The 26,630-nt window shown below is 57.6% G+C and carries 19 protein-coding genes and 3 pseudogenes; 4 read left to right on the top strand and 18 right to left on the bottom strand.

Annotation, left to right across the window (positions count from 1 at the left end; translation table 11 throughout):
- Position 1 precedes the first annotated feature (1 nt).
- Positions 2 to 868 carry an amino acid ABC transporter permease gene (locus tag ACVWW3_RS00285; RefSeq protein ID WP_456647548.1) on the bottom strand — a complete coding sequence of 289 codons (867 nt, stop codon included), beginning with the start codon at positions 866 to 868 and terminating at the stop codon, positions 2 to 4.
- A 649-nt stretch (positions 869 to 1,517) separates the two neighbouring features.
- Between ACVWW3_RS00285 and ACVWW3_RS00280 the strand changes: the two genes are divergently transcribed.
- Positions 1,518 to 1,973, top strand: coding sequence for a thioesterase family protein (locus ACVWW3_RS00280; protein ID WP_456647396.1), 456 nt, complete (start codon positions 1,518 to 1,520; stop codon positions 1,971 to 1,973).
- Between the two features lie 705 nt (positions 1,974 to 2,678).
- Here ACVWW3_RS00280 and ACVWW3_RS00275 read toward each other — a convergent pair.
- The 17 genes and pseudogenes from ACVWW3_RS00275 to ACVWW3_RS00195 form a co-directional block, all read right to left on the bottom strand.
- Positions 2,679 to 3,570: pseudogene (locus ACVWW3_RS00275) on the bottom strand (3-keto-5-aminohexanoate cleavage protein).
- Between the two features lie 234 nt (positions 3,571 to 3,804).
- Positions 3,805 to 4,587 (bottom strand): carnitinyl-CoA dehydratase, encoded by a 783-nt coding sequence (locus ACVWW3_RS00270; RefSeq protein ID WP_456647394.1) that lies wholly within the window; start codon positions 4,585 to 4,587, stop codon positions 3,805 to 3,807.
- 1,064 nt (positions 4,588 to 5,651) lie between these two features.
- Positions 5,652 to 5,993: a hypothetical protein gene (locus ACVWW3_RS00265; RefSeq protein WP_456671797.1), complete on the bottom strand. Its 342-nt coding sequence runs from the start codon at positions 5,991 to 5,993 to the stop codon at positions 5,652 to 5,654.
- Positions 5,953 to 6,492: an enoyl-CoA hydratase/isomerase family protein gene (locus ACVWW3_RS00260; protein WP_456671796.1), complete on the bottom strand. Its 540-nt coding sequence runs from the start codon at positions 6,490 to 6,492 to the stop codon at positions 5,953 to 5,955. Before ACVWW3_RS00260 ends, ACVWW3_RS00265 begins: the two co-directional genes overlap by 41 nt.
- Positions 6,493 to 6,526: 34 nt before the next feature.
- The gene (locus tag ACVWW3_RS00255; protein WP_456671825.1) at positions 6,527 to 7,051 is read right to left on the bottom strand and encodes an acetate--CoA ligase family protein; all 525 of its coding nucleotides are present in this window, start codon (positions 7,049 to 7,051) and stop codon (positions 6,527 to 6,529) included.
- Complete coding sequence (locus ACVWW3_RS00250) at positions 6,969 to 8,189, bottom strand: hypothetical protein (protein WP_456671795.1); 1,221 nt, start codon at positions 8,187 to 8,189, stop codon at positions 6,969 to 6,971. Before ACVWW3_RS00250 ends, ACVWW3_RS00255 begins: the two co-directional genes overlap by 83 nt.
- A gap of 75 nt (positions 8,190 to 8,264) precedes the next feature.
- A pseudogene (locus ACVWW3_RS00245) lies at positions 8,265 to 8,510 on the bottom strand (CoA-binding protein); the annotation flags it as partial.
- Between the two features lie 688 nt (positions 8,511 to 9,198).
- On the bottom strand, positions 9,199 to 10,080 hold the full coding sequence (locus ACVWW3_RS00240) for a 3-keto-5-aminohexanoate cleavage protein (protein ID WP_456647391.1): 882 nt from the start codon (positions 10,078 to 10,080) through the stop codon (positions 9,199 to 9,201).
- A 66-nt stretch (positions 10,081 to 10,146) separates the two neighbouring features.
- Complete coding sequence (locus ACVWW3_RS00235; RefSeq protein ID WP_456647390.1) at positions 10,147 to 10,620, bottom strand: thioesterase family protein; 474 nt, start codon at positions 10,618 to 10,620, stop codon at positions 10,147 to 10,149.
- A gap of 26 nt (positions 10,621 to 10,646) precedes the next feature.
- The gene (locus ACVWW3_RS00230; RefSeq protein WP_456647389.1) at positions 10,647 to 11,372 is read right to left on the bottom strand and encodes a hypothetical protein; all 726 of its coding nucleotides are present in this window, start codon (positions 11,370 to 11,372) and stop codon (positions 10,647 to 10,649) included.
- Positions 11,373 to 11,952: 580 nt separating this feature from the next.
- Entirely contained in the window at positions 11,953 to 12,735 is a 783-nt protein-coding gene (locus tag ACVWW3_RS00225) for a carnitinyl-CoA dehydratase (RefSeq protein WP_456647388.1), read from the bottom strand.
- A 367-nt stretch (positions 12,736 to 13,102) separates the two neighbouring features.
- The gene (locus ACVWW3_RS00220; RefSeq protein WP_456647387.1) at positions 13,103 to 14,260 is read right to left on the bottom strand and encodes an acyl-CoA dehydrogenase family protein; all 1,158 of its coding nucleotides are present in this window, start codon (positions 14,258 to 14,260) and stop codon (positions 13,103 to 13,105) included.
- A gap of 50 nt (positions 14,261 to 14,310) precedes the next feature.
- Positions 14,311 to 15,507 (bottom strand): acyl-CoA dehydrogenase family protein, encoded by a 1,197-nt coding sequence (locus ACVWW3_RS00215; RefSeq protein WP_456647386.1) that lies wholly within the window; start codon positions 15,505 to 15,507, stop codon positions 14,311 to 14,313.
- Positions 15,508 to 15,619: 112 nt separating this feature from the next.
- Positions 15,620 to 16,867, bottom strand: coding sequence for a CaiB/BaiF CoA transferase family protein (locus ACVWW3_RS00210; RefSeq protein ID WP_456647385.1), 1,248 nt, complete (start codon positions 16,865 to 16,867; stop codon positions 15,620 to 15,622).
- Positions 16,868 to 17,060: 193 nt separating this feature from the next.
- Positions 17,061 to 19,566, bottom strand: a pseudogene (locus ACVWW3_RS00205) (CoA transferase).
- 407 nt (positions 19,567 to 19,973) lie between these two features.
- Positions 19,974 to 21,065, bottom strand: a complete 1,092-nt coding sequence (locus tag ACVWW3_RS00200; RefSeq protein WP_456647383.1) for a 3-hydroxyacyl-CoA dehydrogenase NAD-binding domain-containing protein — start codon at positions 21,063 to 21,065, stop codon at positions 19,974 to 19,976.
- A gap of 625 nt (positions 21,066 to 21,690) precedes the next feature.
- Positions 21,691 to 21,882: a hypothetical protein gene (locus ACVWW3_RS00195; RefSeq protein ID WP_456647382.1), complete on the bottom strand. Its 192-nt coding sequence runs from the start codon at positions 21,880 to 21,882 to the stop codon at positions 21,691 to 21,693.
- 1,096 nt (positions 21,883 to 22,978) lie between these two features.
- Here ACVWW3_RS00195 and ACVWW3_RS00190 point away from each other — a divergent pair.
- The 3 genes from ACVWW3_RS00190 to ACVWW3_RS00180 all read left to right on the top strand — a co-directional run bounded on the left by ACVWW3_RS00190 (position 22,979) and on the right by ACVWW3_RS00180 (position 26,567).
- Positions 22,979 to 23,926: an aminotransferase class IV gene (locus ACVWW3_RS00190; RefSeq protein WP_456671794.1), complete on the top strand. Its 948-nt coding sequence runs from the start codon at positions 22,979 to 22,981 to the stop codon at positions 23,924 to 23,926.
- A gap of 13 nt (positions 23,927 to 23,939) precedes the next feature.
- Entirely contained in the window at positions 23,940 to 25,130 is a 1,191-nt protein-coding gene (locus tag ACVWW3_RS00185) for a glycine C-acetyltransferase (protein WP_456647381.1), read from the top strand.
- 304 nt (positions 25,131 to 25,434) lie between these two features.
- Positions 25,435 to 26,567, top strand: a protein-coding gene (locus ACVWW3_RS00180) for an IS3 family transposase (RefSeq protein ID WP_456647380.1) whose coding sequence is annotated in 2 segments (ribosomal slippage) — positions 25,435 to 25,690 and positions 25,690 to 26,567 — 1,134 coding nt in all. Because the reading frame shifts where the segments join, the coding sequence is not laid out codon by codon here.
- Positions 26,568 to 26,630 lie beyond the last annotated feature (63 nt).

The following is a 26,630-nucleotide window of genomic DNA, read 5'->3' as shown; positions in this document are numbered from 1 at the left end:
GCTAACGAGGTTTCATATCGCGGGCGCCACGTGCGTAATGCCGCTCTAGCCGCGTTTGCAGAAACGTAAGCACGGTAACCACGATCAAGTACCAGAATGCAGCAACAATGAGCAGCTCGATCACGTAGTTGTTTACGTAGTAGATGTTCTCTGCGTTGTGCACAATTTCCGAGAATTGGATAACGCTTGCGAGTGACGTAAGCTTGACCATGCCGATGAGCTCGTTGCCGATCGGGGGTACGATGACTCGCATAGCCTGCGGGAGAATGATTCGGCGCAGCGCCTGAAGACGGGGCATGCCGATTGCGCTCGCCGCCTCATATTGTCCTTGATCAACGGATAGTAAGCCTGCGCGCACGACTTCGGATGTATAGGCGCCCTGATTGATGCCCAACCCGAGAAGTGCTGCAACAAATGGCGTCATCACATCCACAGTGCGAACCTCGAAAAGGCCAGGAATGCCCAGCGCCGGAAACACCAGTGCCAGGTTGAACCACAGCAACAGCTGCAATAACAATGGCGTGCCGCGAAAAAACCACACGTAGCTGGCTGCGGCCCAGTTGACTACTGGATTGGCCGAGAGGCGCATGATCGCCACCGTCACTCCGATCGCGACACCCAGCAACATCGCGAAGGCGGCCATCAGAACGGTGTTACCAAGACCTAGAATAATGGTGCGCGCCGTAAGGTACCGGCTAACAACAGCCCAATCGATCTGGCCATGGACAAAAGACATCACTATCCATGACGCTGCCGCCACGACCGCGACGGCACTGATGTATCGGCCCACATGCTTGCGCCGCACGTGCTCTAGTCGAGAGATATCCTCCACGATTTGATCCTGCTCGTTGGCGGCTAGATTTCCGATCGCTACATTGGGCACGAAAGTGTCTCCCACCCCTTTGACGTCACGCACGCGATCTTCTGAGGATCGTCTTCTTTCGCATCGACGCGCACACGCCGTGCCAATTCGAGGTTGCCCATCGCGGGAAGAAGCTACGCGTTCCTGCCCGCAGTTTTCATCAATATATAGACGAACATTGCAGAATATCGGCGTATCAAGCTGCAAATGTGAGTATTTCTGCACCTGCTCCCCCTGGATCCCATCGGTTTTATGCGCAGCGGAAAAACGCCGAGGTCGAAACGATAATCACCATGCAATCGGTAGTCGTACGCAACGAATTGCCGCTCACTTCCCGGCCACGAGCCGGTGGCGACACGCCTTCCTGGACATTACACGGTTCAGTTCACGGCAACTGTTGACGTAGAAAATCTGGGGACTCTAACTGCCGCTGAAGAAGAAATCACAGGGCAACTGAATTCAGCGCGCCTGACGCAAAAGGTCTGGATTATTGTGTTCAGAACAGGATTTCGGCCGCATTTGGTCCAGATTAGAGAAAGTAAGATCCCGGCTTCGGCTAAACGTTACGATTAGCAAGCATAGCGGAGCGGAATTCCCGGTACGGTTGGTTGCGCTATGCACTGCAGCTAATCAGGACCCATTCGGAGCGTGAAACATGGCTTGGGTTAAGACTTGGGAAGGTATTGCCGACGAGGGCTGGCTGGACAAGCTCGATCACGTCAACTTCTTGACCTTTCAGCGCATAGCGGATCTTGCGAGCGTCGAAGTGTGGCGCCGCGCGAAGCATGATCTCGGGTCTGAGCCGAATCTTCATTTTGTCATGACCGAGACCTATGTCCGTTATATTCGCGAACTGCGCTTGGGCGCATCGGTTCACATCCATACAGCCCTGCTTGCTTCGGATACGAAGCGGTTTCATCTTTTTCATCGTATCCAAAGCGAGGGCGAGATTGCTTGCACAGTCGAGACAGTTAACCTCTGCTTCGACGCAGCGAATCGGAAGGTCGCATTGTTCACCGCCCGGATCAGCAATTACTTCGCGGGGTGGGGTAGCCCGCCGGCCGATGCCGTTCCGAAATTGTCAATTAGCCGAAGACCATCTCGCAGCTGAAACGGGCTAAACCTGCAACAGACTCGCCAGCTCAACAGCAGCTGCCATCAAAGTCGGACAGTACCTACTGCAAAAATGAGCCCGGATCTTGCGCTGCTACGCGCAACTGCAGATCCTGCGGTGTTAGAACGTTTCACACAACCATCGCGTGGACCGCGAGATAAGTCGGCGGACTCGATCGCCTTGTGAACGAGAACGCCAAAGCGCGCAAGTGACGCTTTTCGAACTACGTCATCAAGACCGCGCGGCTAGTCGGTTATCTCGTCCGCGCCAGCGATCCGCCTCCCAGCAACGCGGCCAGATGCGACACCCTCAAGATGATGCTGGGTGCCGTGCGGGCAACCAGCCCCGGCTCCGGAGGGAAGCCCGGGTGCGCATCGAGACGCTTAGCCGATTGCGCAAGATGGACGCGGATGTGATCGAGACGCTGGAGTGCGTTTCGCGCGAGTGGAAGGTGATCCAGCAGGTAAGCGAGAGGCTCGTCAGCCGGGCCTGCAAAGCTATCCCGGCGGTACTCCCTCGCACCCGGTTTCGCGCAGAGCCCAAGCTGTACCCGATGCGTTGTTCGCCAGCCTAGTAGGCCTGCGTCTGCCTCTTCATTGTAAGAGAGCGAGGTCTACCAGCGTGGAGGCACCGACTTTCGATGTATCGAGGCTGGCGGACTGGTTGAGTGCCTCGGCAGCAATCCCATTGCAGTTTGATTCCTCAGGCGTGGGTTTTAAGTGCGAGCTTTTCCCGCACCTCGTCCGGGCCCATCACGCGCACTCCAAGTCTTTCAAGAATCTCGATCGCTCGTTGCACCAGTTCCGGGTTCGTCGCGTATCGGCCATGGGAAAGGTACAAATTGTCCTCCAATCCTACGCGCACGTTCGCGCCGGCCAACGGTGCCATTGCTGCGTACGGAAGCTGCATTCGACCAATGGAGAAAGCAGAGTAGATAGCGCGAGGAGGGAGCCGATTCACCAACGCCATGAGCGTTGTCAGATCACCCGGCGCACCATAGGGAATGCCCATGCACAATTGGATCAAGGGTGGATCGTCGATCAGGCCGTCTTTGATCAAGTCGTGCGTGTACTGCCACCAGGTGACCCGTATCGAATACTTCAAGCTCAGGACGAACCCCGAGCTCTTTCAATCTTGCGGCCATCTTCTTTAGGGTCGGATATGTATTGACCATGACAGTCTCACCGCCGCCGAAGTTCATAGACCCGCAATCCAACGTGCAGATCTCTGGACGAAGTTCTTCTACATGCCGCAGCCGATCAAGCGCTCCCGCGGCATCCGTCGCTGGGTCCAGCGGCAGGGGCGAGTCAGGCCCGCCGAGCACGAAATCCCCGCCGGACCCTCCCGTCAAGTTTATTACAGGGTTCACTTTTGACTTCCGAAGACGCTGCACCACAGTCCTGTAGAGCGCCAGATCGCGCGAGCCGCGCTTCGTTTCAGGATTGCGCACATGGATGTGCACCACTGCCGCTCCTGCCCGCGCCGCCTCGATGGCCGAATCGGCAATCTGTTCTGGGGTTACCGGCACATGCGGACTCTTCGGCGCACTTCCTCCCCCGGTGACAGCACACGTAATGAACACCTCCGAAAGCATCTCATTTCCTCCGTCTTCGTTAAAACCCGATGTTAAGCGCGGCAGACCGATTAACAGTTTGCCGAATGGTTCGTACCTGAAGGGGGGACCTCAATTAATGCGAGGAGTTGTCGCGAAAACCACGAGTCCAACCAAATTGCCGAAACCTCTTCCCGTGAACTTTGGCGAAACCAGTGCGGCAGAAGGGCGATCTGAACTCTAGTATCGGTCGGTTGCACGGCATCCGCGCCGCGACTACTTTCCTTTCCATACGGGATCGCGCTTTTCTGCGAATGCACGTGCGCCCTCGAGGCGGTCCTCTGAACCGTAGAGTATATCGACCGTTGGAAGCTGACGCCGATTCACGCGGTTCAGGGCGTCCTGATAGCTCAGTGGCTCAGTTACGCGCACCGTCTCCTTGATAGCAGCAAGCACAAGGGGGGGGCCGCTCGCGAGCAGCCTCGCGATTTCCCACACGCGGTCTTCAAGTGTTTCCTTCGGAAGCACTTCATTAACGAGCCCCCAGCGGTGTGCCTCCGCCGCGTTCATCCAGCGGCCCGTGTACAGAAGGTCCAAGGCAATGTGAAAGGGAATGCGCTTCGGCAATTTGACCGATGCCGCGTCGGCGAGCTGGCCGGCGCGAATCTCCGGCAGCGCAAACGAAGAATGGTCCGACGCATAGATCAAGTCGCAGGAAAGCACGAGTTCGAACCCGCCGCCAACAGCCATTCCATTGACACAGGCGATGACCGGTTTGTTCAGGTCGCGCAGTCCCTGCACCCCACCGAACCCACCGACACCAAAATCGGCGTTCGCTGATTCCCCGGCCGCAGCGGCGGTTAGGTCCCAGCCGGCGCAGAAAAACTTGTCACCTGCCGTCTTTAGGATGGCAACGCGCAGCTCCGGATCGTCGCGGAAGGCCCTGAAGGCGTCTCCCATTAGCCGAGAAGTCTTCGCGTCGATGGCGTTTGCCTTCGGGCGGTCGAGCGTAACTTCGAGAATCGTGCCCTCTCGGCGCGTTGTTACAACCTCAACCATCCGTTCGTCTCCATCACCGCCGCTTTTGAGATCCGACTGCCACATCGACTTGTGCAGAAGACATGCGACGCAACGATCAACACTTCGTTTCCGTTCACCAGGGCGCTCGCGATTGGCTCAGGCCTGGCGAGAGCGACCGCTTGCGAAAGTGTATCGCACTTCAACACACGTTTCGTGCAAAGGGCCATCAGCACGCGCTTAAATCCGGCGTTGGTTGCGAGCGGAACGAACGATTGTGTAGCGCGAGCGCTGCACTGATCGGCTCCGTCGTTTCAAAATGGCGCGGACCGCATTCGTGCCAATTGCGGCGCTTAGACGCTTAGCGCACCGCGCTGAACCATCACCGCGGGCCGCAGGCGTCGAGCACAGCGCTCTTGTATTCTACATGTCGACATCGTCCGGAATGCTTAGGCGCTTCCCATGACTGCAACCGAATGTAGGATGAGACCGCGGCCGCCTAAACTAGCAACTTGCCAGCTAAATTGCGGTAGCGGCCGAGCGCACATCTTGGGGCAGGGCCGAACTTGCAAATGCATCAAATCGTTCGCCCGTTATTGAGCAACCTAGCCGCTGAGTCTAATGATCACGGTCTGGAGCAGTCCGTGAAGAATGATGCGATTCGTAAGTATCTAAAGTCCCCTTTCAGGCTAGTTTCATTGTTTTGGTTCGCGCCACTAGGTGCCACTTGGACACTGTCCTTGATTCAAATGCGGGAAAGAAAGCGGATTGGTGAGGGGGCGAGATATTGTGTGAGCTACCGGATCACCATCCAACGGTACATAAGGTCCTGCCGATACGATCGGCTGCTTCGGCCAGGCCGAGCAGAGGTCACGAACGATTGCGTGCACGAGCAAAGGGGCGAACAAAAAACTATCCTCGTTGTCCACTCAAACCTAGCCATTCAGGCCAGTCTGTGCGACCGCCATGCGTATCGTCCCACTCCGGCGGAGGGGAATCGGCTTCACGATTGCGGCAGAATCAGCAGTCGGGAAACGGAGCGCCCTACTCAGCCGTCGCGGAGAACGATCGGGCCCGCCTGTGCAGCCCCGCGGATCCAGATGAGATCAATCCTTCTTCTCGTATGGCTCAAAGATCGAATTTACCCACTTGTTTGCGGCCGCTGTCCCCTGGCTCAGTTGGATCTGCGCATATTGCTTGAACTCGGAGTCAGAGTTCTCCATGATCAAAGCTGCGTCAGCGCCGTACCGCAAGGCAGAGTCGAACCCTCCAGCGTTCATTGTGTTATTCAATGCACGCTTGTGCCATACCAAAGTAGGCATAGCTACACGCGAGATGCGTTTCGCGATGCGGATGACCTCTTCTTCAAGGCGGTCTTTCGGAAAAACGCGGTTTACGAAGCCGAGCCTATACGCCTCGTCGGCGTCGAACAGATCCCCAGTGTACATCAATTCTCGACAACGTTGCCCCATGACCCATGGGATCGACATCATCATGACCCGGCTGTCCGAACCTGATCTCAACCGCGCCAAACTGCGCATCATCCGAGCAGTAACGCAGATCGCACATCGAAGTGAGATCCATCGCGCCTCCGAGGCAATAGCCGTTGACCATTGCGATCACCGGCTTCGAACATTTGAAAGGGGAAGATAGAAACTCAAAGCAATCATCGACGATCGTCTTCCAGTCGTTGACAGTTCTTTGTTTCTCACCGCCTGCCTTCACTTCGGCATCCTCGTCGTTGAGGTCAAACCCAGCGGAAAATGCGCGTCCACCGGCCCCACTGATAAGGATCACGCGAACTTCCGGATCACCATCGGCAGCCGTTAGCGCGTTGTGAAATTCTTTGCGCAGCCTGATCGAGATGGCATTCATTTTCTTGGGACGATTCAGAGTGATCCGCGCAACGCGGTCGTCAACTTCGTAATCGATGGCGGTGTAGTCCATATTCTGTACCTCGTTTGCTAAGGCCACGCTGGCATCAGTTGTCGCGCGCACTGGCTGGTACAATCAGCGCATCTACCGCGACAACGCCCGTCTGGCGCACGAACAGCGGATTGATATCGATGGAACGAATCTGATCTCCGAGCGCGCGGGCTGTCGCATCGAGTCGACTCACAGCGCCCATCAAAGCCTCCGTATCAAGCGCGGGAGCGCCGCGATACCCCTGCAGCAACTTATGAACGCGCAGCTCAGCAAGCATCTCTTCCGGCTCACCGACCCGCAGTCCCGAAGGGCGAAGTGCGGCGTCCCCCATGACCTCCGTCCAGATACCGCCTTGGCCGAGCACAACGAATGACCCTAAGCTTGCATCTGTCTGCAGACCGAGTATCATTTCGATACCGTCTCGTACATATTCCTGGATGATGAGGACCTTTGCCCCAGCGGCGAAGAGTGCCGCCGTCGCGGACGACAATTCCTTATCATTCCTCAGATTTGTTACGACGCCCGACAGCTCGGTTCGATGGAGTACGTGCGTGTCGCCGAGTTTTGCGACGACCCGGATACCCGATTTTGTTCGCCGCTTTGATTGCAGCCTCGACATCTCCGACGAAGCAGCTTTCCACGACCGGAATGCCCGCAGCACTCAAAAACTCGAGCGCCGGCCTCCCGGAAAATGCCCTGCTTTCGAACTCGGAGAGACGCTTTTCCATACCGAGTTGATCTAAGAGTGGCGCGTCGACTAGTGGCGGCACAGGGCGGGACCATGTCACCGCACGATTGAAGGCTCGGAAGGCCTCGCGCTGTCCCAAAACCACAACATCGTTATGCAAGAATGCTTCAATTTTCTCTGTTGAGGTTGAACCATCTACTGGCGTCATCAACGCCACTAGCTTATTCGTCTTTGCGGCGACCTCTACTGCGCAGTCGGCCCACGTTTCGTATGCCGCACCATTCCGCCCGGAGTGACTTGGGTCGTAAAGAGTGGCGAAAATGTCGACGTTTGGGTCGCCTGCTATCGTCTGGAAGAGTCTCCTAGAATCCTCCTCGAGTTTCTCAATACCCCAAAAGTCTAGAGGATTCCTGCAAGTGACAATATCGGGCAAGAAGCTGCGAAGCTCATTCACTGTAGGCGCGTGGAATTCGGCGTAACTGAGCGCTCCGCAATTCGCCAATTCGTCCGCGTACATTTGGACTAGGCCACCTGACGGACAAGCCACCCCAAGCCGTCCGTCACCGGGGGACCGTCCCGCTTGTGCAATGAGCGCGGAGGCAAGTAATTCCTCCATCGAATCGACCTGCACTACGCTGTGTCTCTTGAACAGCTCGCGGTAGAATTGATGGGGCGCCGTTAGCGCACCTGTATGGGCGGTTGCCAGTTCGCGAGACGCTTCCGTGCGGCCTGGCTTCAGCAAGATCACAGGCTTACCAGCAGAACGAGCCCGATCGCACTCGAAAAAGAAGTGCTCTGGATCCCGGATCGCTTCGACGAAGCCACAGATAACTCGTACGTGAGGATCGTCCACAAAGTAACGGAGGAGATCTGCACTACTCGTCACAGCTTCGTTGCCACAGGTGACTGCGTGACTCCAGCGCACGCCGCGCCCAGCTCCCATCAAAGCGAGTTTTGTTCCCCCGCCTTGAGAGAATAAAGCAACGCAGCCCGGCTTCAACACCTCCGCCGACGAGACGTTTAGATGCACTCGGTCAATCCAGTTGATCAAGCCACTGGAGTTTGGGCCGAGGACGGCCATCCCAGCCGCTTGCGCAATCTCTACCACCCGAGCCTGCGCCGCAACTCCTTCTGCACCTCCCGATTCCGCGAATCCTATCTCAGGAATAACCGCAGCCCGTACTCCGACCTCAGCCGCGTCTTCAAGTGCGGCTACCGACCCGTCACGGTTTCGCAGAATGAGGACGGCATCGGGCACAAAGGGAATGCTTTTGAGGGAATTGTAGCAGCAGTAGCCAGCGATTTGTTCGTACTTCGGATTTACGGCCGCGACTTTTCCAGAGTAACCGATCTGTTTGTAGTATTCGAGCGATTTGCTGCGCGCCTCCCGACGCTGGACTCGCGCCGATTACCGCTACCGAGTTCGGTCGCAACAGGGCAGATAGCGAGCTTTCGCTTACAGGAGTCAGCTTGAAGGGAGGGGATTGTATCAGGACATCGTCCTCTCGAATTGAGGTGTTCGGGAGCGAAATCTAGGCTGCCCCAGTGCAGCGAGCCCGCAAAATGGGGAAACTGAACGACGAAATCCTGCAAATTGAGAGACCTCGCGGGCAGTTCACATTGCAGTCAGCGGTTTCGTGGAGTGTGAGAGCTCGACATGACAGATGAAGGAGGAAGCCCTGTGTTCCGCCGCGTTTCATTCCGTTGAGACCTGACGCTCATTCAATCATGGGAAGACAGGGTGTTGAGTGCCTCGCGACGAGCCGACAAACGTTCCTCTCGCGATAGGACAGCAAGTCAACTAGGCCCCCGGCAACTCGGTTGGCAATCGATCGGCTAGCACCGAATCGTCGAGAGCCGCAGACCTGTGCTCGACTGAGCGAGGGCTGGGGGAGCGTCGGAGCCTGGCGGGATCAACTCGTTCTGCGCACCAACCGGCCAGCCGTTCCCAATTACGGATAGGCTGCCTGCATTCAAGATGTGGAGCCTGCCGTTGCGCGCGTCATGTACCGCGCAGAGCCGCCCCTGGGTAAAAGTGGCTACCCGGGCTTCACCAGCCCGAGCATTTGTCGTGCTTCGGCCGGCGTGGCGATGCTGGCGCCCATGCGCTCAATGATCCCGACGGCGTTGTCGACGAGTTCGGCATTGGATGCCAGCACCCCACGCCGCAGGTAGATATTGTCTTCCAATCCGACGCGGATATGCCCTCCTAGTCTCACGATTTGCGCGACCGTGGGCATCTCGTCCGGACCGCAGCCGAATCCGCCCCAAATAGCGCCGGCAGGCAGGATCTCTTTCATTGCCTGGATGACGATCGGCTCCGCAGGGGCGCCGTAACCGGTGCCGAGGCAGAATTGGAACAGCGGCGGGCCCTTGAGAGTGCCTTCCGCGATGAGCTTCTTGGCATTCTCGATGTGGCCGAGTTCGAAGCATTCGATCTCCGGTTTGACGCCGGCGTCCTGCATCAGTTCTGTCATTTCGCGCAGGTCGGACATTCGAGCCACATAGATCGACTCGCCGAACGCCAACACGCCGCAATCCAGTGTGGCGATCTCCGGCTTGAAGGTGATCGCTTGAAGGACGCGGTCCCTTGGGCTCTTGAGCACAGTGGCCTTGCCGAGCCTGGGCGGATCGAGGGAATCGAGCGCGATGGTTCCATCCATTCCGCATGTCAGGTTGATGATGACATCGGTCGACGACTCGCGCAGCTTCTTTACGACCTGCTCATAGAGCTCCAGACGGTTCGAAGGCGTGCCGTCCTCCTCGCGAACGTGGATGTGAACGATAGCAGCGCCTGCTTTCGCCGCGTCGAGCGCCGATGCCGCAATTTGCGAAGGCGTTTTGGGCAGGTGCGGATGCTTTGCGACGGCTGCCGCACCCCCGCCCGTGATTGCGCACGTCAGAACGACCTTTCGGGACATCAAGGACTCCTCTAGTGCCGCGGGGGCTGCACCTAAGACGAAATTAGAAAAGGACAATTCCTCTGCTCATCGGGCCGGCGCTCCAGCATTGAGGCTCGACCTGCGACCCACGTTTCGCGCAGCACTTTCGCCTTGAGCTTGCCGTGCCTTCTGCAGCCTCTCGACAACGTCGGCACGAAACGGCTCGACTTTGCGGCTTGCAACGCCGACATTGAGCTGCACGTGCTCCGCTGTTGCCGCAAGCTCACCATCGTGGTCCTCGATCATCTCCTGATGAAAAACGAAGCGCTTCGCGTCCAGATCGATGATTCGTGTGTTGACAGTGAGAGTGGCACCTGCACGAACCTCACGGACGTAGGTTATGTGAAAATCGCCCGCAAAAAGGGAGTGACCCTGCTCGAGATAGGTTGGCCCCAGTCCGAGATCTCGACAGGCGAGAGTATAGGCATCGAAAAACACCTGGCAGTAGGGGAGGACATTCATATGCCCATTGATATCAAGCCAGGACGTCCGAACAGGACAGCGATAAATGAAGGTCATTCGGTCTTCGTTCCGTGCAGCTAGAGCTAAGGTTGTGGTGCGTGTACGAGTCCTGTGGAGACAGCAGACTCCAGGGCAAGTCGGCATGCGGTTGAGATATCGTAGATTGGCCGCCTGAACCTGGAACGTATCGCGGGTGTGATCACCGGGAACAGAGTGCACGTGAACAGAAGTGCAGCAACTCTTGGATGCTTCTCAAGCAATCGCGTGACGCAGGAGGCGACATCCTCCTCGATTTCCGGAGGCTCCGTCGGTCGGTTGATCGAGGAATTCCGCGCCATGTTGCCGCCTTCGATGCCGACAACGACAACTCTTGCGCGCTCCGCCAGGTTAGTAAGACCAAGAAGATCCTCGGCAAAAAGCGTTGAATCCGATGTGACAACGCCGACCTTGGTGCCGGACGCGAACTGCCGGAGCAGAAACGGCAAAAGGACGAGCGTCGACATCATCACGGGGACGTCTACTGAATCAGCAACGGCGGCCTGGTAGCGGATCGCAAAACCACAGTTCGAGCCGATAGCCACGGCACCGCGTTCGACGAGCCTGCGCGCCGCGGCGACGTACGCTGGTGTGAGCGTGAGATCGCCGCTCATTGTGCGATCCACCGTGGATCCTTTGACGCTCTCGACGAGGACGGGAAAGCCGTAGGTATCCGGGCTCATAAGCGAGCCGGGCTGCGGCGTGGGTCGTACCCAGTCCGACTCACGATCGAAATCGAGGATGCCAAGACAGCCCTTGTTCTTCGATGTCATTGAGCGTCCAAATTCGTAAGGTGTGACGGATCACTTATAGAGTCCCTGTCGGGCCGGATTTCGCCGAATTCGGTGCAAAAGAGGTCGTAATTGTGTGTTTCATAGGGAAAATGCGAAGCTTCGCCCCTCATGGTTGTTTCGGCCCAGGTCCCGGGGAAACGGTCCAGCCGACCTGTAGAGGCGCGTGCCGAATGCATGTTTTCGCCGGCCGCTGACCCTCATCCTAGCTGCACGGGAGCAAGCCCAGCAACTTTGAGAGCGGCAATGATCAGGTTAAAGAACGTAATGGTCCGCCTGGCGAAATACGATCCGAGCCAGTGGCGGATAGTTGCGGCTCTCCAGGGATACTGCACCCAAGCTTGCCAAGGCGGCCATTCTAAAAACTCCGCCCACCTTCGCTGCTCGGAGAGGATTGGCATCCAGTGATAGGACGTGCGCCCCTGTTCGGCACCAGGTCAATGCCGAGCAGGGTTCAGGCAGCTCCCGCCTTCCGCATCGAAGTCTTTCAGCAGGTCGGTCACTCGCAGCATGCGGACAGTCCTTCATGGTGTCAGCCGCTCTTGCCGTGCGGTCTGCTCGTCTACCTTCCCTTCCAAACCGGCGCACGCTTTTCCGAGAATGCCCGAGCGCCTTCTACACGGTCCTCGGAGCCGTAAAGCTTGTCGACGGTCGCAAGATGGCGGCTGCTCACGCGCGTAATAGCGTCCTGGTAGTTAAGCGCTTCAGCCACGCGCATTGTCTCCTCTAGGGCTGCAATGACGAGCGGCGGACCAGCCGCAAGGAGCCTGGCAACCTGCCAGACGCGCTGCTCCAACTTTTCCTTAGGCAGCACTTCATTGATCAACCCCCAACGATGAGCCTCGGCGGCGTCCATCCAGCGCCCAGTGAGTAGAAGCTCCCTCGCAATATGGTGGGGAATACGCTTGGGCAGCTTGATCGCCGCGCTTGCCGCAAGCTGTCCAGCGAGAATCTCTGGCAGCGCGAACGAAGAATGTTCGGACGCGTAGATCAGATCGCAGGAAAGCGCCAGCTCAAAACCGCCGCCAACCGCCATGCCATTGACACAGGCAATGACCGGCTTATTGAGATCGCGCAGTCTCTCTAGCCCGCCGAACCCTCCGACGCCGTAGTGAGCGTTAACCTCGTCGGGGTCCGCCGCCATGTTGAGGTCCCAGCCTGCACAGAAGAATTTGTCGCCGGCGCTCTTCAGTATGCCAACCCGCAGCTCCGGATCATCACGAAACGCCTGGAATATCTGCCCCATCAGTACAGATGTACTCCGGTCAATGGCGTTGGCCTTCGGTCGGTCGAGTGTGACCTCGAGGATAGTGCCCTCGCGACGCGTAGTTACAACTTCAGCCACTGTTTTCTCTCCTGCTGTCTATTTAAGGGTACTCGGGCGTTGCGCTTGTCCCTCGACCGCGATCGGACTAGCTCTAGTCTAAGTCGACACCCCTTTCGAGAGACCACATTCGATTACGTCGAGCGTGTCCTCTGCGCCGAGATGGCGCCCAAATGAGAAGCGCTCCTGAATCAGGTATTCTTCTCTCTGCGCGTCCGGCGCAACTTAGCTCGCCCCTCCCTAGTAAGGGACCCCAAGTAACTCGGGCCGGTCAGAGCGCGCAATTTGAGTCAGTCAACATGCGCGCTCGCAACGAGGTTTCCACGTCGAACTGGAACCAATCTCACTCCTCCGACGCTCCGGCCAGATCGCCGCAAACGGTCTCTCCTCAGTTCGTCTGCTCGCCGGTGAGGCCTCCGAGCTTGGCGAGGCGACTCAGGTGATAATCGGGATCGCCAAATAGTTTGTCGAGCATGATCACGTGCTTGAAGTAGTGGCCGATGCTGTACTCCATCGTCATGCCGATGCCGCCATGGAGCTGAATGGATTCATGACCGATCACCTTTGCCGAACGACCGATCTGGACTTTTGCCGCCGAAATCGCGCGCTCGCGCTCGCTCACATTGGTTTCTCCCGTCATCATCGCGGCATGCATAGCCATCGAGCGGGACTGTTCCAACTCGACGAACATGTCGGCGGCTCGATGCTGCAACACCTGGAAGCTCCCGATCTTCTTGCCGAACTGCTCACGTGTCTTGAGGTAGTCGACCGTGATGGTTAGCATTTCGCCGAAGCAGCCTACAGCTTCTGCGCAAAGCGCTGCGACTGCCTCGTCCGCCACTTGGGAAATGATCGGGAGCGCTCTCTCCGGATCCCCGATGACATCGATTTTCTCAACTCGTACCTTCTCGAGCATGATCTCGGAGGCACGTAGGCCATCTTGCGTCCGATAGCCACGGCGTCTGAGACCCGGCGCGTGGGCATCGACAAGGAAGAGCCCAATTCCCTTCCTGTCCCGCGTGTCGCCTGCCGTACGTGCTGACACGACTATCTTATCGGCAGCATCGCCGTGAAGGACCAGGGCCTTGGTGCCGGTTAGGAGCCACCCGCTGCCGTCTTTCTTTGCCTGCGTCTCAACGTGGAAGAGGTCGTACCGAGACTGCGGCTCGGCATAGGCGAAGGCCATCTTTGTCCGGCCTTCCGCGATTGCTGGGATCAGCTCGGCCTTTTGCGCGTCATTCGCTCCAACTCGGAGCACACCGCCCGCAAGTACCACGGTCGCTAAATAGGGCTCCAAGATCAACGCCTTGCCGAATGCCTCCATGACGACCATGGTTTCAACCGGGCCGCCGCTGAAGCCGCCTTGTTCTTCCGAGAATGGCAACGCAAGAAGCCCGAGCTCGGCATAGCGCGACCACATCGCATCGCTGAAGCCGGGCTGGCTAGCCTGATATAAACGGCGATTATCCAGGCTATAGCTATCAAGCATCAGTCGCTCGACGCTGTCCTTGAGCAGTTGTTGTTCCGCAGATAAATCGAAATCCACTTTCGAAATTCTCCTGAGATGGCAGCGGTTCTGATTACCCCCTCGAAGGATCAGAGCCCGAGGATCGCTTTGGCAATGATGTTCTTTTGAATCTCCCGAGATCCCGAATAGATCGAGGCCGCGCGACTATAGAAGTAAGTGGGCGCGATACTCAGCGGCCAATCAGGACTGATCGGGGGTTTGTTACCATCGCCAAGCTCCTGTTCCGAGAGATGGGGTAGGGCATAAGGTCCGGTCACATCCATAAGAAGCTCAGCAGTTGCCTGCTGGAGTTCCGCGCCTTTGAGTTTGAGGATGGAGCTGGCCGGATCCTGTAGACCTTTTTGCTGCTTTGATGCGTTGGCGACTACGCGAAGCTGGGTCATCTCAAGAGCCTTCAACTGGACTTCGAGTTCGATCACCTTTTGACAAAATGCTGGTTGCTCGATTAGCCGCTCCCCCCCAGCGCGAGACCGCGCGGCAAGGTGCTTGATGAGCCGGACGCGCTCCTTGGAGGCGCCGATCCAGGCTCCCCCGAATCGCTCGTTTCCGAGCAGCATCTTGGCGTATTCCCACCCTCTATTCTCCTCTCCCACGAGATTCTCAGTGGGGACCCGGACGTTGTCAAAAAAGACTTCGTTGACCTCATAACTGCCGTCGATCAGCTGTATCGGACGCACATTGACGCCCGGTGACTTCATGTCGACGAGGAGGAAGGAGATCCCTAGTTGCTTCTTAACATCGGGATCGGTCCGTACCAGACAGAAGATCCAATCGGCATGTTGTGCCAACGTCGTCCAAATCTTTTGGCCGTTGACGACATAGTGGTCACCATCGCGCACGGCCCTAGTTCTGAGTGAGGCCAGGTCGGAGCCTGCTCCTGGTTCCGAGAAACCTTGGCACCACCAATCCTCGACGTTGATGATCCGTGGCAAGTAGTAGTTCTTCTGCGCTTCATTGCCGAAGGTGTAGATCACCGGTCCAATTAGAGACACACCAAAGTCGTACATGGCCGGCCCGGCAAATGCTTGTACCTCTTCGTCGAAGATGTACTGCTGCGCGGGAGACCATCCTGCTCCGCCGTACTCTTTAGGCCAATAAGGGATGCCCATGTTATTGAGGAGACGCGCTCCGGCGACCATCTCCTCTTTTGATAGCCGACGGCCTTCGGCCAGTTTGTGCCGGGTCTCCGGCGGCACGTTCTTGTGCAGAGACTGGCGTACCTGCTCGCGGAACGCCCGCTCGTCTTCTGTGAAAGTGAGATCCATTAGAGTTTCCGATAAGCTATTCAGCCACAAGTGCGGAGAAGATTGGTTTGGAGAACGCAGATGAGCATCTCTCCAGCGTTCGGAATTGAAAGGTTGCTCGACCACTCGAACATCATGGTCCGATTGCACCCGTTCCCCGAAGTCTGGCAATCGCAGCTGAGTTGTAGCCGAGTTCAGAGAGTATCTGTTCGGTATGCTCTCCAAGCATTGGTCCGGGCGTTGCAGATCCCGGAATTGGAGCGCCATTGATGTGAATGGGGCTACCGACGGCTTTCACAGTCCCGCACTTTTGATGCTCCAACCCGACGATCATGCCCCGCGCGCGCGCGTGCGGATGATCCAGTGCAGCACCTATGCTGAGAATTGGGGCGTGGGGAATTCCCGCGGCCGCAAATATTTCGCACCATTGCGCAACTGTCTTCGCTTTTAATCGCCCGATAAGAGCCGTTACAACCTCCTTCGATCGTTTGACACGGCCAGCATTTGTCTTGAGTTCTGCATCTGCGGCGAGCTCGGGCAAATCGAGGACTCGACACAGTGATGGCCACATGTGATCGCCATAGATTGCGATAACCAGCTCGCCGTCAGAGGCGGGGAAGACGTCATAAGGCACCGCGTTCTGACCAGCATCGATCGGCGGGGGGAGTTCACCGTCCGTCAAGTAGCGGACAGCAAAATACGGAAATGTTGTGAGGAGAGACTCGAATAAGCTGAGGTCAATCACACACCCTTTCCCGGATTTGACGCGCCCGACTAAAGCCGATGCAACCGAGAGGGCGCCATAAACTCCGGTAAGAATATCCCCAATGAGAATGCGCAAAGGGGGGCCTCCCGGTTCTCTCGTCAGAGTCATCAATCCCGTCATCGCTTGCGCGACGAGATCGAATGCTTTGTAGTCTCGCAAAGGACCTGTCTGGCCAAAGCCAGAGATAGAACAGATAACGAGACCAGGGTTTAGCTGCAAAAGTCGATCGTAACCAAAACCGAGCGAGTCGAGCGTACCTGGACGAAAGTTCTCGACCAGAACGTCTGCTCGCTCCACCAATCGTTCAAGTGCGAGCCTGGCCTCATCACGCTTCAGATCAAGCGCCAAGCTGCGCTTGTTGCGGTTGAGAGCCGCAAAGTAACAACTTTCCTCCTCGCGAAAAGGCTCTTCCTGGCGGGTGATATCCCCCGCACCGAGCCTCTCCACCTTCACGACATCCGCTCCCAAGTCCGCCATGATCGTCGTGCAAAGCGGGCCAGCCAAGACGTGCGTGAGGTCCACGACTCGTATTCCTTGGAGTGGTCGATGAGCGGGGTCTTGTGCACCTTCCTCTCGTGTCGCCTCAAGCTTTCGCTCGGCTTGCTCAGCAATCATGATAATCATTCCTTCCTAAGTGTTCTTCTTGGGCCCAAGCGCAAGTCGCATCAATTCCTGTTTATGTATCTACATTGCAGATGTTCGAAGGCCCGCTCGGTCCTTCAGCGCTTCGGGGTCCGGCGAAGTCGGCTTGCGTCTCATTATGTGTTGAGTAGCCTGGGCTTGTGCGCAGCGGGCAATGATCATTTCGTCAACTGGGCAAATACTCAGTGCTCCAGCTCTCGCTTACAACTCTCGCGCGTGACAGTTCGTCAATTTCGGAGTCGCAGTATTGCAGTCGCTGCAGAACTTGGCGCGTCGAAGCGCCATACTGTTCCGCGGGCGGCAGCGCATAAATCTTTCCAATAGTCGAGCGGACACCGTAATGATCAACCTGCGTTACAACATGCCCGCTGGGATGGTCACGGAAGGCCGAGAAGGCGTAGCTGCCTTGTTCGGTTCCCGGAGCACCATCCGCAAGCCTCGAATGCCCCGATCGTATGGCCGCGATACTCTCGCAAATGGCGGCACCGACGCCGGCTTTGTTGAATGCAGCAATCCAATTCTCTGCAGAATCTTTGGCGATAGCATTGGCTAGGAAGGCGGCTAGTTCCTCCTTCGGCACATCGGCAACGCCTTGAAGCCTATCTACTCCTTCAACTCGCGGCAGATCGCGCTCGGATGCGCTGAGCAAGAGGGTGCGGCCTGAGGCCGTGGTGTAGAACCGATTCAAAGCATCATAGCCCTTGGAATCTATCCCGGCCGGTTCGTCGAAGGGGCCACGACCTGCGTAGTCGTAGCAGAAGGGGATCTGCAAGAGACCGGCCAGCGCTGATAGGGACGTGCGAGCTCGCCCTGCTTGTCCGGTCTTGGCCTTCTGATAAAGCGCCGCCGCTACTCCGAGAGCCGCGCTGAACCCGCCCATTACGTCGATTGTACCGACGTGTGCGTATTCCTCGGGCGTGTCGGCGCAACCGCCGGCCCTGAGCATGATTCCCGTCGTTGCCTGAACGTGATTCTCGTAGCCGAGATAGTCGCTTCGTGGGCCGCGACGGATGCCGCCGAAGCAATCGAGCTGGCAGAAGATCGCGTCTGGATTGATGGCTTTGAGGCTCTCGCGGTCAAGCCCAAAGCGCTCGACTTGGCGGTCAGTCGCATTCCAGACTACAACATCAACAGACTTCACGAGCTTCTCGAAAGCCTTTCGGCCGCTCATTGACGCGATATCCAGCAGAACCGAGCGCTTGCCGCGCATATGGGTCATGCCGTAGATCACGGTTATCGAGCTGTCGAAAAGCGGGCTGGCCGGGTCGAGTTTTATCACCTCAGCCCCGAAACGAGCGAGATAGCACCCCGAGTGCGGCCCAGCGATGACATTGCTCATATCGAGAACTCGCAAACCATCGAGCCACCCTGCCGATTTGTCAGCTCTTCGGGCCGAGAATTGCCTGAGGGATAAGCCTGAGAATGCTGCGATGGCCTGATCAAAGGCGACCCATTTTCGGGCCGCTGGACTCAGCATCGCCTCCGCGCTTTCCTCCAGCCAAGCTACAGGTCCGGGCTGAATCATCCGTCCATACACCGGATCATCGACTTTGATCATCAGGCCCGCGCGTTGTGCGTGATCGTCTCTGATCCACTCCTCCAGGCAGCGCTGTGGTGCGGCGGGAACACGACTCTTCCCGAACATGTCCTCCCAATTCCGCTGCGGTGCGGGTGAGAAAGACGGTCTTCATTCGCGCGGTGATTTTGTCTGCCCACGATGTCGGCAAAGGGGACGAGCTCAGGGAAACGTCTGATCGCCAGTTGTGCATCGAAAGATAGGTATTCATCTCTTCGACAAGCCCGTCCGCCAGGAGCTCGTCGTACAGACCCAACACCTGCAAGCAGCGCCTGGTATGATGCCTGTGGGCTGAGCAGAGGACGAAGAACATGCGCCCGTCTTTGCATTTGTAGTTGCGCGCAAATGGGTCGAGGAGTTCCTGCGTCTCCTGGTAAGAGAGGTTCATCGGCAGGCCCGCTTCGCGTCTCCGAGCTATCTCGCGCTCACGTGGCGACTTATATCGAAGGGGAAGTTGGTCAATACTAATCGAATTATATGCAAGTCCCTCCATGACCGCGCATGCAAGAGGCACCTCGATGTGGTCACCAACTCCGCTGCGTTCCCGCGCTTGAAGCGCAAGCACTGCGGCCGATACCGCTAGCATCGTGCCGTAGGCTGATGCCAGAGGTAGCGGCGAAAAGGACGCGTCAATACCCCTCAAGACACGGTTCAATCCCATGTCGGTGAATAAGCCGGAGGATGCCCCGATTACCGCTTCAAATGCGCGCCACTCGCGACGGAGTTGATCGTTGGACGCAAAGCCTGGAATGGAAACGGTAGTCAGGGCCGGGCGAGCCTTGCGCAAAGCGCTGAAGTCGATCCCGAGGCGGCTCAGCACTCCCGGGCGGAAATTCTCGATGACGATGTCCGCTTCAGCGATCAACGTGTGGGCTTGCGCCAAACCTTCCTGAGTCTTCAAATCGATCGAAACGATCAGCTTGTTTCGATTAAGGGTCGCATTGGCCGGGCAGTCCCAGAGGGGACCGGATGGGGGATCAATATGTACGACAGTCGCGCCAAAGTCGGCGAGGATCATCGCAACTGCCGGGCCGGCGATGTACTGTCCCAAATCAACGACCTTGACACCGAAGAGGGGAAGGGTTGACGGCCGCATAACTAGTCCTTCCGTGAGGCATTGGTTGTTCGGCGTCATGCGGTCACAACGATGCCGCGGATATACGCAGGACAACTGCTGTTCGTATGCTCGCCGGAGTCACCGTCTCGAGTCCGAGCGCGTCGGAAAAGACGAGACACAAGACCCGGTTTGTGCGAACGCGTCGGCATCCGCGACAGTTATAGTTACACGACCCACTCCGCTCGACCGCGACGGCCTTGCGCAAATGCATTCCCTAGCATGACGCCCTTCTCTCTCGCTTCAGACACGGAATAATCGGCGTATTGCCGGCCGGACTCTAGATAATTGTCTTGTGGACCTACGCCTCGAGCTAGCAGGGACTGAGAGCGCCTTCGCTGGAGTAACGCTGTGTCCACTGCTAACCCGGTATGGCGGCCATAGGATATCTAACTGGTAGCGCGGTCTCTTAGCCCCTGCTCCCAGCGGGCCAAGGTCTCGCCCGCGCCAAATCCCTGATCACGCAGCCCCTGCAGCACGGCCACAAGCGCCTCGTCGCGTTTCGCTAGGATGTCAGATTCCGAAAGGTTATCTGATTTCACCTGGGCGTCTGATTGCTCAGCCAGCGTGTCTAGAAAGCCGTCAGTGAGTTCCGGCACGTCGGTGAGCTTCGTCCATGGCCATTTTAGCATTGGTCCCCACGTCTTCAGGTAGCGGCGAATCCCAGCCGCACCTCCGCTCATTCGGAAAGGACCGACCACCGCTCGGCGCAAACCAAAAGAGTAGCGGACCGCGTCATCGACTTCCTGCACGGTCGCCGAACCGTCGTGCACCAGCCACAGTGCCTCGCGCCACATCGCTTCCTGCAGCCGGTTGGCAATGAAGCCATCAACTTCCTTGCGGACCAGAAGAGGGTGCATACCGATCATACGGTAAATCTCGTCCGCGCGCGCAATGGCATCTGGCGCCGTCTGTTGGCCAGCGCACAGCTCAACGAGTGGGAGCAAATAAACCGGGTTGAACGGGTGCGCAATAAGGAGACGCTCGGGATGCTCAATGTTCGCCTGCAGTAGCGACGGACGAAGCCCCGAGGTCGAGGAGCAGAACAGCGCATCAGGTCGCGCTGCCCGACTGGCGGTAGCGAGCAGCTCCTGCTTGAGTTCCAAGCGCTCCGGCGCAGACTCCTGCACGAGATCCACGTCGCGAACGGCGTCCGGGACCGACTTTACAAGCGTCAGAGAACCTTCCTTTGGCAGCGGGACCCGGGTCAGTCGTTGGTATATCCGTCGCGCATGGTCCAAAGTGTCTTGAACGTGCTCGAGCGCGCCAGGAGCCGGATCATAGAGCCGGATATCTACTCCGTTGAGAGCAAATCGTGCGGCCCACGCGCCGCCGATCGTGCCTCCGCCCAACAACCCAACCGTCCGCGGCAGCTTCCCAGACTTGAACTTCGAATTCTCTGACATTGACGTTCCACTCTCAACCATAAATATCTGCGCGAACGCTTCGTGCAGTCTGAACTCTATCGAGATCTCTACCATCCACTACGGGACCGGCTCCCCACCGTAGCTCGTGGAATCTGCTGCTGAGCACCGCCAAGCGGGCGGCCGGCACTCCGCTCACCTGCTTGGTGCCTCGTCTAATAACATCCTCACCTCGTACCGGCGATGCGCTTAGGTACAGAGTAGCTGGCCCATGAAGCCGAGGTTGAGTAATATGACCGGTCGCGAAGCAGATTTCCTGCGATTTATCGCCACAAGATGGAGCATTCATTTGCCGAGGTGCACTTCAGAGCCTCGGAACCACAGGGATCCATCTGAGCTTAGCTGAAGTGTGGGATAGCCGAAATGCCCGCGGGAGGCGTTTCTGTTGGACCTAGCGAAATTGGTCAGTAACGGCGTCTGTAAACGAGGGTCGCGGAGGCAAAACAAAGGAACATGGGAGCCAGTCAGTTTCGTGCGGGGCTGGCAGACTACCTGCATCGTCGGGCGGCATAGAGGTCTCGCGGCCGCTACGTCAGGTAATGGACATCACGTACATCTTCATGGAGTGTTCTCAACCGTGACGTGGAGCTAGCCTGGGCAATACGCCTGTTTATGTCCTGGCGGCTGTCGATCACCATGAGAGCAGCCTCTGCGGCTAGACCCTGGAGGATGCTCCGGCTCGTTATGGCATGCCGACCTCAACTCCGATCAGGGCTCGCAAGTCATCGGTGCGGCTTTGACCGCCATGCTCGCCTGCAACGGCATCGGCATCAGTATGGAGACAAGGTCCCTGGCGCAACAACATATCTGCCGAGCGGTTGTGGCGCAGCGTCGAGACAAGGAAGTATATCTGAGCGAAGAGACCGTCAGCCACGCGCGATCCGATGGGCCAAAAGATCGAGTTCTACAAGCGCCTCCGTTCCCATTCGAGCCTTAACGGCAGGACGTCGGATCGTGCCTACCGCACTGCCAATCCGCGCCGGCACAGGCTCTACTTACAACGCGGAGAGTTGTTCAGAAAACCGGGACCACCTCATATACCGAAAGGAAATGCAGCCAGTCGCTCATTTAATTCATGAGCGGCAGAATGCTCAGAGTGTCGCCTCCCGGTCTTCGGCGAGATGCGGGGTGATCGTGTAGCGTATGCGACGCCGCCCCGATCGCGTCCGCATCTCTACGTGATCTGGCGAATGCGCGCACCGGTAGCGCATTGTGCCTGCCCTACTACGCTTAAGCAATTCGACGAACCAACTTCCTGCTCAGGAGGATCCTGCTGCCATCAGCGCCTACACGTGGGATAGCCATCATTCGATGGCCGAGCCGCAAAAACTCACGGCATCTCTTCCCCTGAGCGACAAGTTCGGACCAGCAACCATCCACCCTTGCCCATGGATAATTGCGCGAGCGATGCTTACTTGCTCGGCAGCGCTGGTGGCACGCTCCAGAACTCGATTCCGACGTGTACGTGCCCCCGACCGCAGCGGCTACGGCCACCACTTTCGTTTGGTTGTGGTAGCACCTCGGCCCTCACGAGGATCGGAGCCGCTCGAAACTTGCGCTTCGCGCGCTGTCGGCCGCCAGATCCATCCGGCTCAAATTGTGCGAAGCACCATTGACTGGTCACCACATGCGCGCCTTACGATCGGCCGCACACATTCTGCCCCGCGAAATTCTCCAGATCTTGATCCGGCGGCGATGCCGATCATCAGCATTGGACGCGCCTTTCAAGTCGCGTCTCCAGAGTGTGAAAGCTTCACCTATTCCGTTCAGACGCAGAATTTAGGCCAGGCGAGGTGCCACATCAGCGGAATGCGGCTCCTTGGAGCTGTTAAACTCTAATGCGACTAAGTCCAGTGGGCCGACCGGTTTCGATCCCCGACATCTTGATGGAGCACCATGTCCGAGATCCTTATCTTCACGAAGCAAGAATTCGTTGCTTGTCTCAACCCCTCCTATTGCAAATGACTACGATGACAGAGCCCTCAACTGTGCTTTCAGCAATCGATAAGCATCACATCGACCAACGGCGCTACCCTCATGGGGTCGCTTTCATGGATGGCCAATACCTGCCGATGTCCGAGGCGAAGATCTCTGTGCTCGATTGGGGTCTCCTGCACTCAGACGCAACGTACGACACGGTGCACGTCTGGAACGGCCGTTTTTTCCGGTTACATTTGCATCTTGACCGTTTTCTGGCAGGCGTTGAACGCCTTCGAATGAAGCTGCCTTACGACCGCGAGAGAATCGCGTCGATCCTCGAGAAGTGTGTCGCCTTGTCGGGCCATAAATCGGCTTACGTTGAGATGATTTGCACGCGAGGTTCGTCGCCGACATTCAGCCGCGATCCTCGCCAAGCAGAGAACCGCTTCATCGCGTTTGCTGTGCCTTATGGCTCGGTTGCCAATAAGGAACAATTGGAAAGAGGCTTGCATGTCGCGATCAGCGAAACCGTCCGTATCCCGCCCAACTCAATCGATCCTACCATCAAGAATTATCATTGGCTCGACCTCGTGAAAGGCCTTTTCGACGCCTATGATAAAGGTGCCGAGACAGCGCTGATCCTAGATACGAAGGGGCATGTCGCGGAAGGACCGGGCTTCAATGTGTTCCTTGTAAAGGATGAATCTTTGAGAACGCCGGCTTTTGGGGTATTGCCGGGTATCACGCGTCGGACCGTCTTTGATCTCTGTGCAGAGATTGGGCTTGCCGCCACTGCGGCCGACATCAGTCGTGACGACATCAAGAAGGCTGACGAGGTGTTCATCACCTCCACTGCCGGCGGGATTATGCCGGTGACGCGCATCGATGACACCACGATCTCTCAAGGACAGGTCGGAACCATCACCCGCCGGCTCACGGATATGTACTGGCAAAAGCACGCTGATCCCGCGTGGTCGACGGCTATCATTTATCCCTGATCGGAAACGAACTATGCGCTCGCAAATTGGTCAGCGACTTCGTGGCAACCTCGATGAGCTATCATCGCGTAATCTCCTAAAAATCGAACAAGAGATCGTTTCGCCCCAGTCGACGCATATTTATCTGCGTGCACTTGGCGAGCGCGATCTCCTGAACATGTGCGCCAATAACTATCTCGGTCTGTCCAATCACCCTGCCCTGGTGCGAGCCGCGCATGCAGGTCTCGAGCGGCATGGTTTTGGAATGTCGTCCGTGCGGTTTATTTGTGGGACGCACTCCGTTCATCGCGCGCTTGAAAGCAGGCTCTCCAGCTACCTTCGCACGGAGGACACGATCCTATTCGGTTCGTGCTTCGATGCGAACGCGGGATTGTTCGAGGCCCTGCTCGACGCTGACGATGCGGTAATCAGCGACAGCCTGAACCATGCGAGCATCATAGATGGGATTCGGCTCTGCAAAGCGAAGCGCTTTCGCTACGCCAATAATGATATGAGGCAGTTAGAGCAGGCTCTACGAGAGGCAAGCAGCTGTCGAACAGTGCTCGTCGTGACCGATGGCGTGTTTTCCATGGATGGTGCTGCGGCGAATCTGCCCGGGATCTGTGACCTAGCGAAGCGTCACGGGGCCTTGGTTATGGTCGATGACTCTCATGCGGTCGGGTTTGTCGGACCAGAAGGGCGTGGAACGCCCGCGCGGTATAGGTTGGAAGATCGGATTGATATTCTTACCGGCACGCTCGGCAAAGCACTCGGCGGCGCCTCTGGCGGCTACGTCTCGGGCCGTGGCGAGATCGTTTCTTGGTTGCGACAGCGTGCGCGCCCATACCTGTTTTCAAACTCCTTAATGCCGGCGATCTGTGAAGCGTCATTGGCTGCAATCGATCTGGCGGAGAAGGCAGACGATCTTAGGCGGAATCTGTCTGCTCGCACTGGCCAGCTGCGTCAAGGAATGACCGATCTGGGGTTTCACGTATTGGGCAGCGATCACCCGATTGTGCCCGTCATGACGGGCGATGCCGCAGTCGCGGTTCAGATTGCTGAGTATTTGCGTGCGCGCGACATTCTCGTCGTTCCCTTCTCATATCCTGTCGTGCCGGATGGTGCTGCGCGGATTCGCATGCAGGTAAGTGCCGCGCATCGTACAGACGACATAGAGAGAGTGATCGCTGCATTCCGAACAGCAAAGACGGACCTTGGCGTTTAGGGTCTCATAGTTCTTGCGGGGGAGATCCAACATCATCAGTCTTCGATCGAGATGGTTTGCCGTGAAGAAGTGTTTGCAGAAACGCAAGGTGATGGCCTAGTTTCGTGCTTTTTGGGGTTTGCGCTCGAGCGAGTCGTGATTCCCTACAGAGTCGATGCGGATAGTTGTGGCCCGATCCCCTTCGCGACGTGATGTGACAGGCCTCCGGGGCGGCGAGCTTACAGCTGGTCTCAGAAATCTGAACATCGCGATAAGTGGAGTTTCTGCCTGAATGCGGCGATAGTTGCCGCAGACAGGAGCGACGATGAGCAGACGATCCCGCCGAACCCATTCCCCGGCCTTCAAGGCGAAAGTAGCGCTGGCCGCCATCAAGGGCGATCGAACGCTGGCGCAGTTGGCCGAGCACTTTGATGTCCACCCCAATCAGATCACGGCGTGGAAGGCCCAACTGGAGGGCGGTGCCTCTGACGTTTTCGGGGCAGGTCCCGCGGCATCTGCCGGGCCGGCCATCGACGTGAAGTCGTTGCACGCCAAGATCGGAGAGCTGACGCTGGAGAACGATTTTTTAGAAGGAGCGCTCACCAAGGCGGGGTTGCTGAGCGCAAAGCGATGATCGACCGTGAGCACGATCTGTCGATCACTAGGCAAGCGGAAGCTCTGAACATCAGCCGTGGCAGCGTCTATTACCTGCCGCGTCCGGTGCCCTCCGCCGACCTCGCGATTATGCAACGGCTCGATCGGTTGCATCTGGAGTATCCCTTCGCCGGTTCGCGTATGTTGCGCGGCCTGCTGGCTGCCGAGGGGTGCAAGGTCGGCCGCCGGCATGTGAAGACGCTGATGCGGCGGATGGGGATAGAGGCGCTCTATCGCCGTCCGCGCACGACCAAGTCAGAGCCCGGTCACAAGATCTATCCGTATCTGCTGCGCGGCATGGAGATCACACGGCCGAACCAGGTCTGGGCGATGGACATCACGTATATCCCGATGGCGCGCGGCTTCGTGTATCTCGCTGTCGTGCTGGATTGGGCAACCCGCCGGGTTCTCTCGTGGCGGTTGTCGATCACGATGGAGGCGGCCTTCTGCGTCGAGACCCTGGAGGATGCTTTGGCGCGTCACGGCAAGCCCGAAATCTTCAACACGGATCAGGGCTCGCAGTTCACTGGCGCGGCCTTCACGGGCCTGCTCACCAACCAAGCCATCGCCATCAGCATGGACGGCAAAGGGGCTTGGCGGGACAATGTGTTCGTCGAACGGCTGTGGCGCAGCGTCAAATATGAAGAGGTCTATCTGCGAGCTTACGAAACGGTCGGCGAGGCGCGAGCTTCGATTGGCCGCTATCTCGACTTCTACAACGGCCGACGTCCACACTCGAGCCTTGACGGCAGCACACCGGATCAAGCCTACTTCAACCAGCCGCCAATCCGCATGGCGGCCTAACCCCGGCAGACGCTCCACTTATCGACGCGGAGATTTTGTTCAGACAACCGGGACCAGCTCTCT

This window comes from Bradyrhizobium sp. LM2.9 (assembly GCF_054056555.1).
This window is presented reverse-complemented; position numbering and strand designations above follow the sequence as displayed.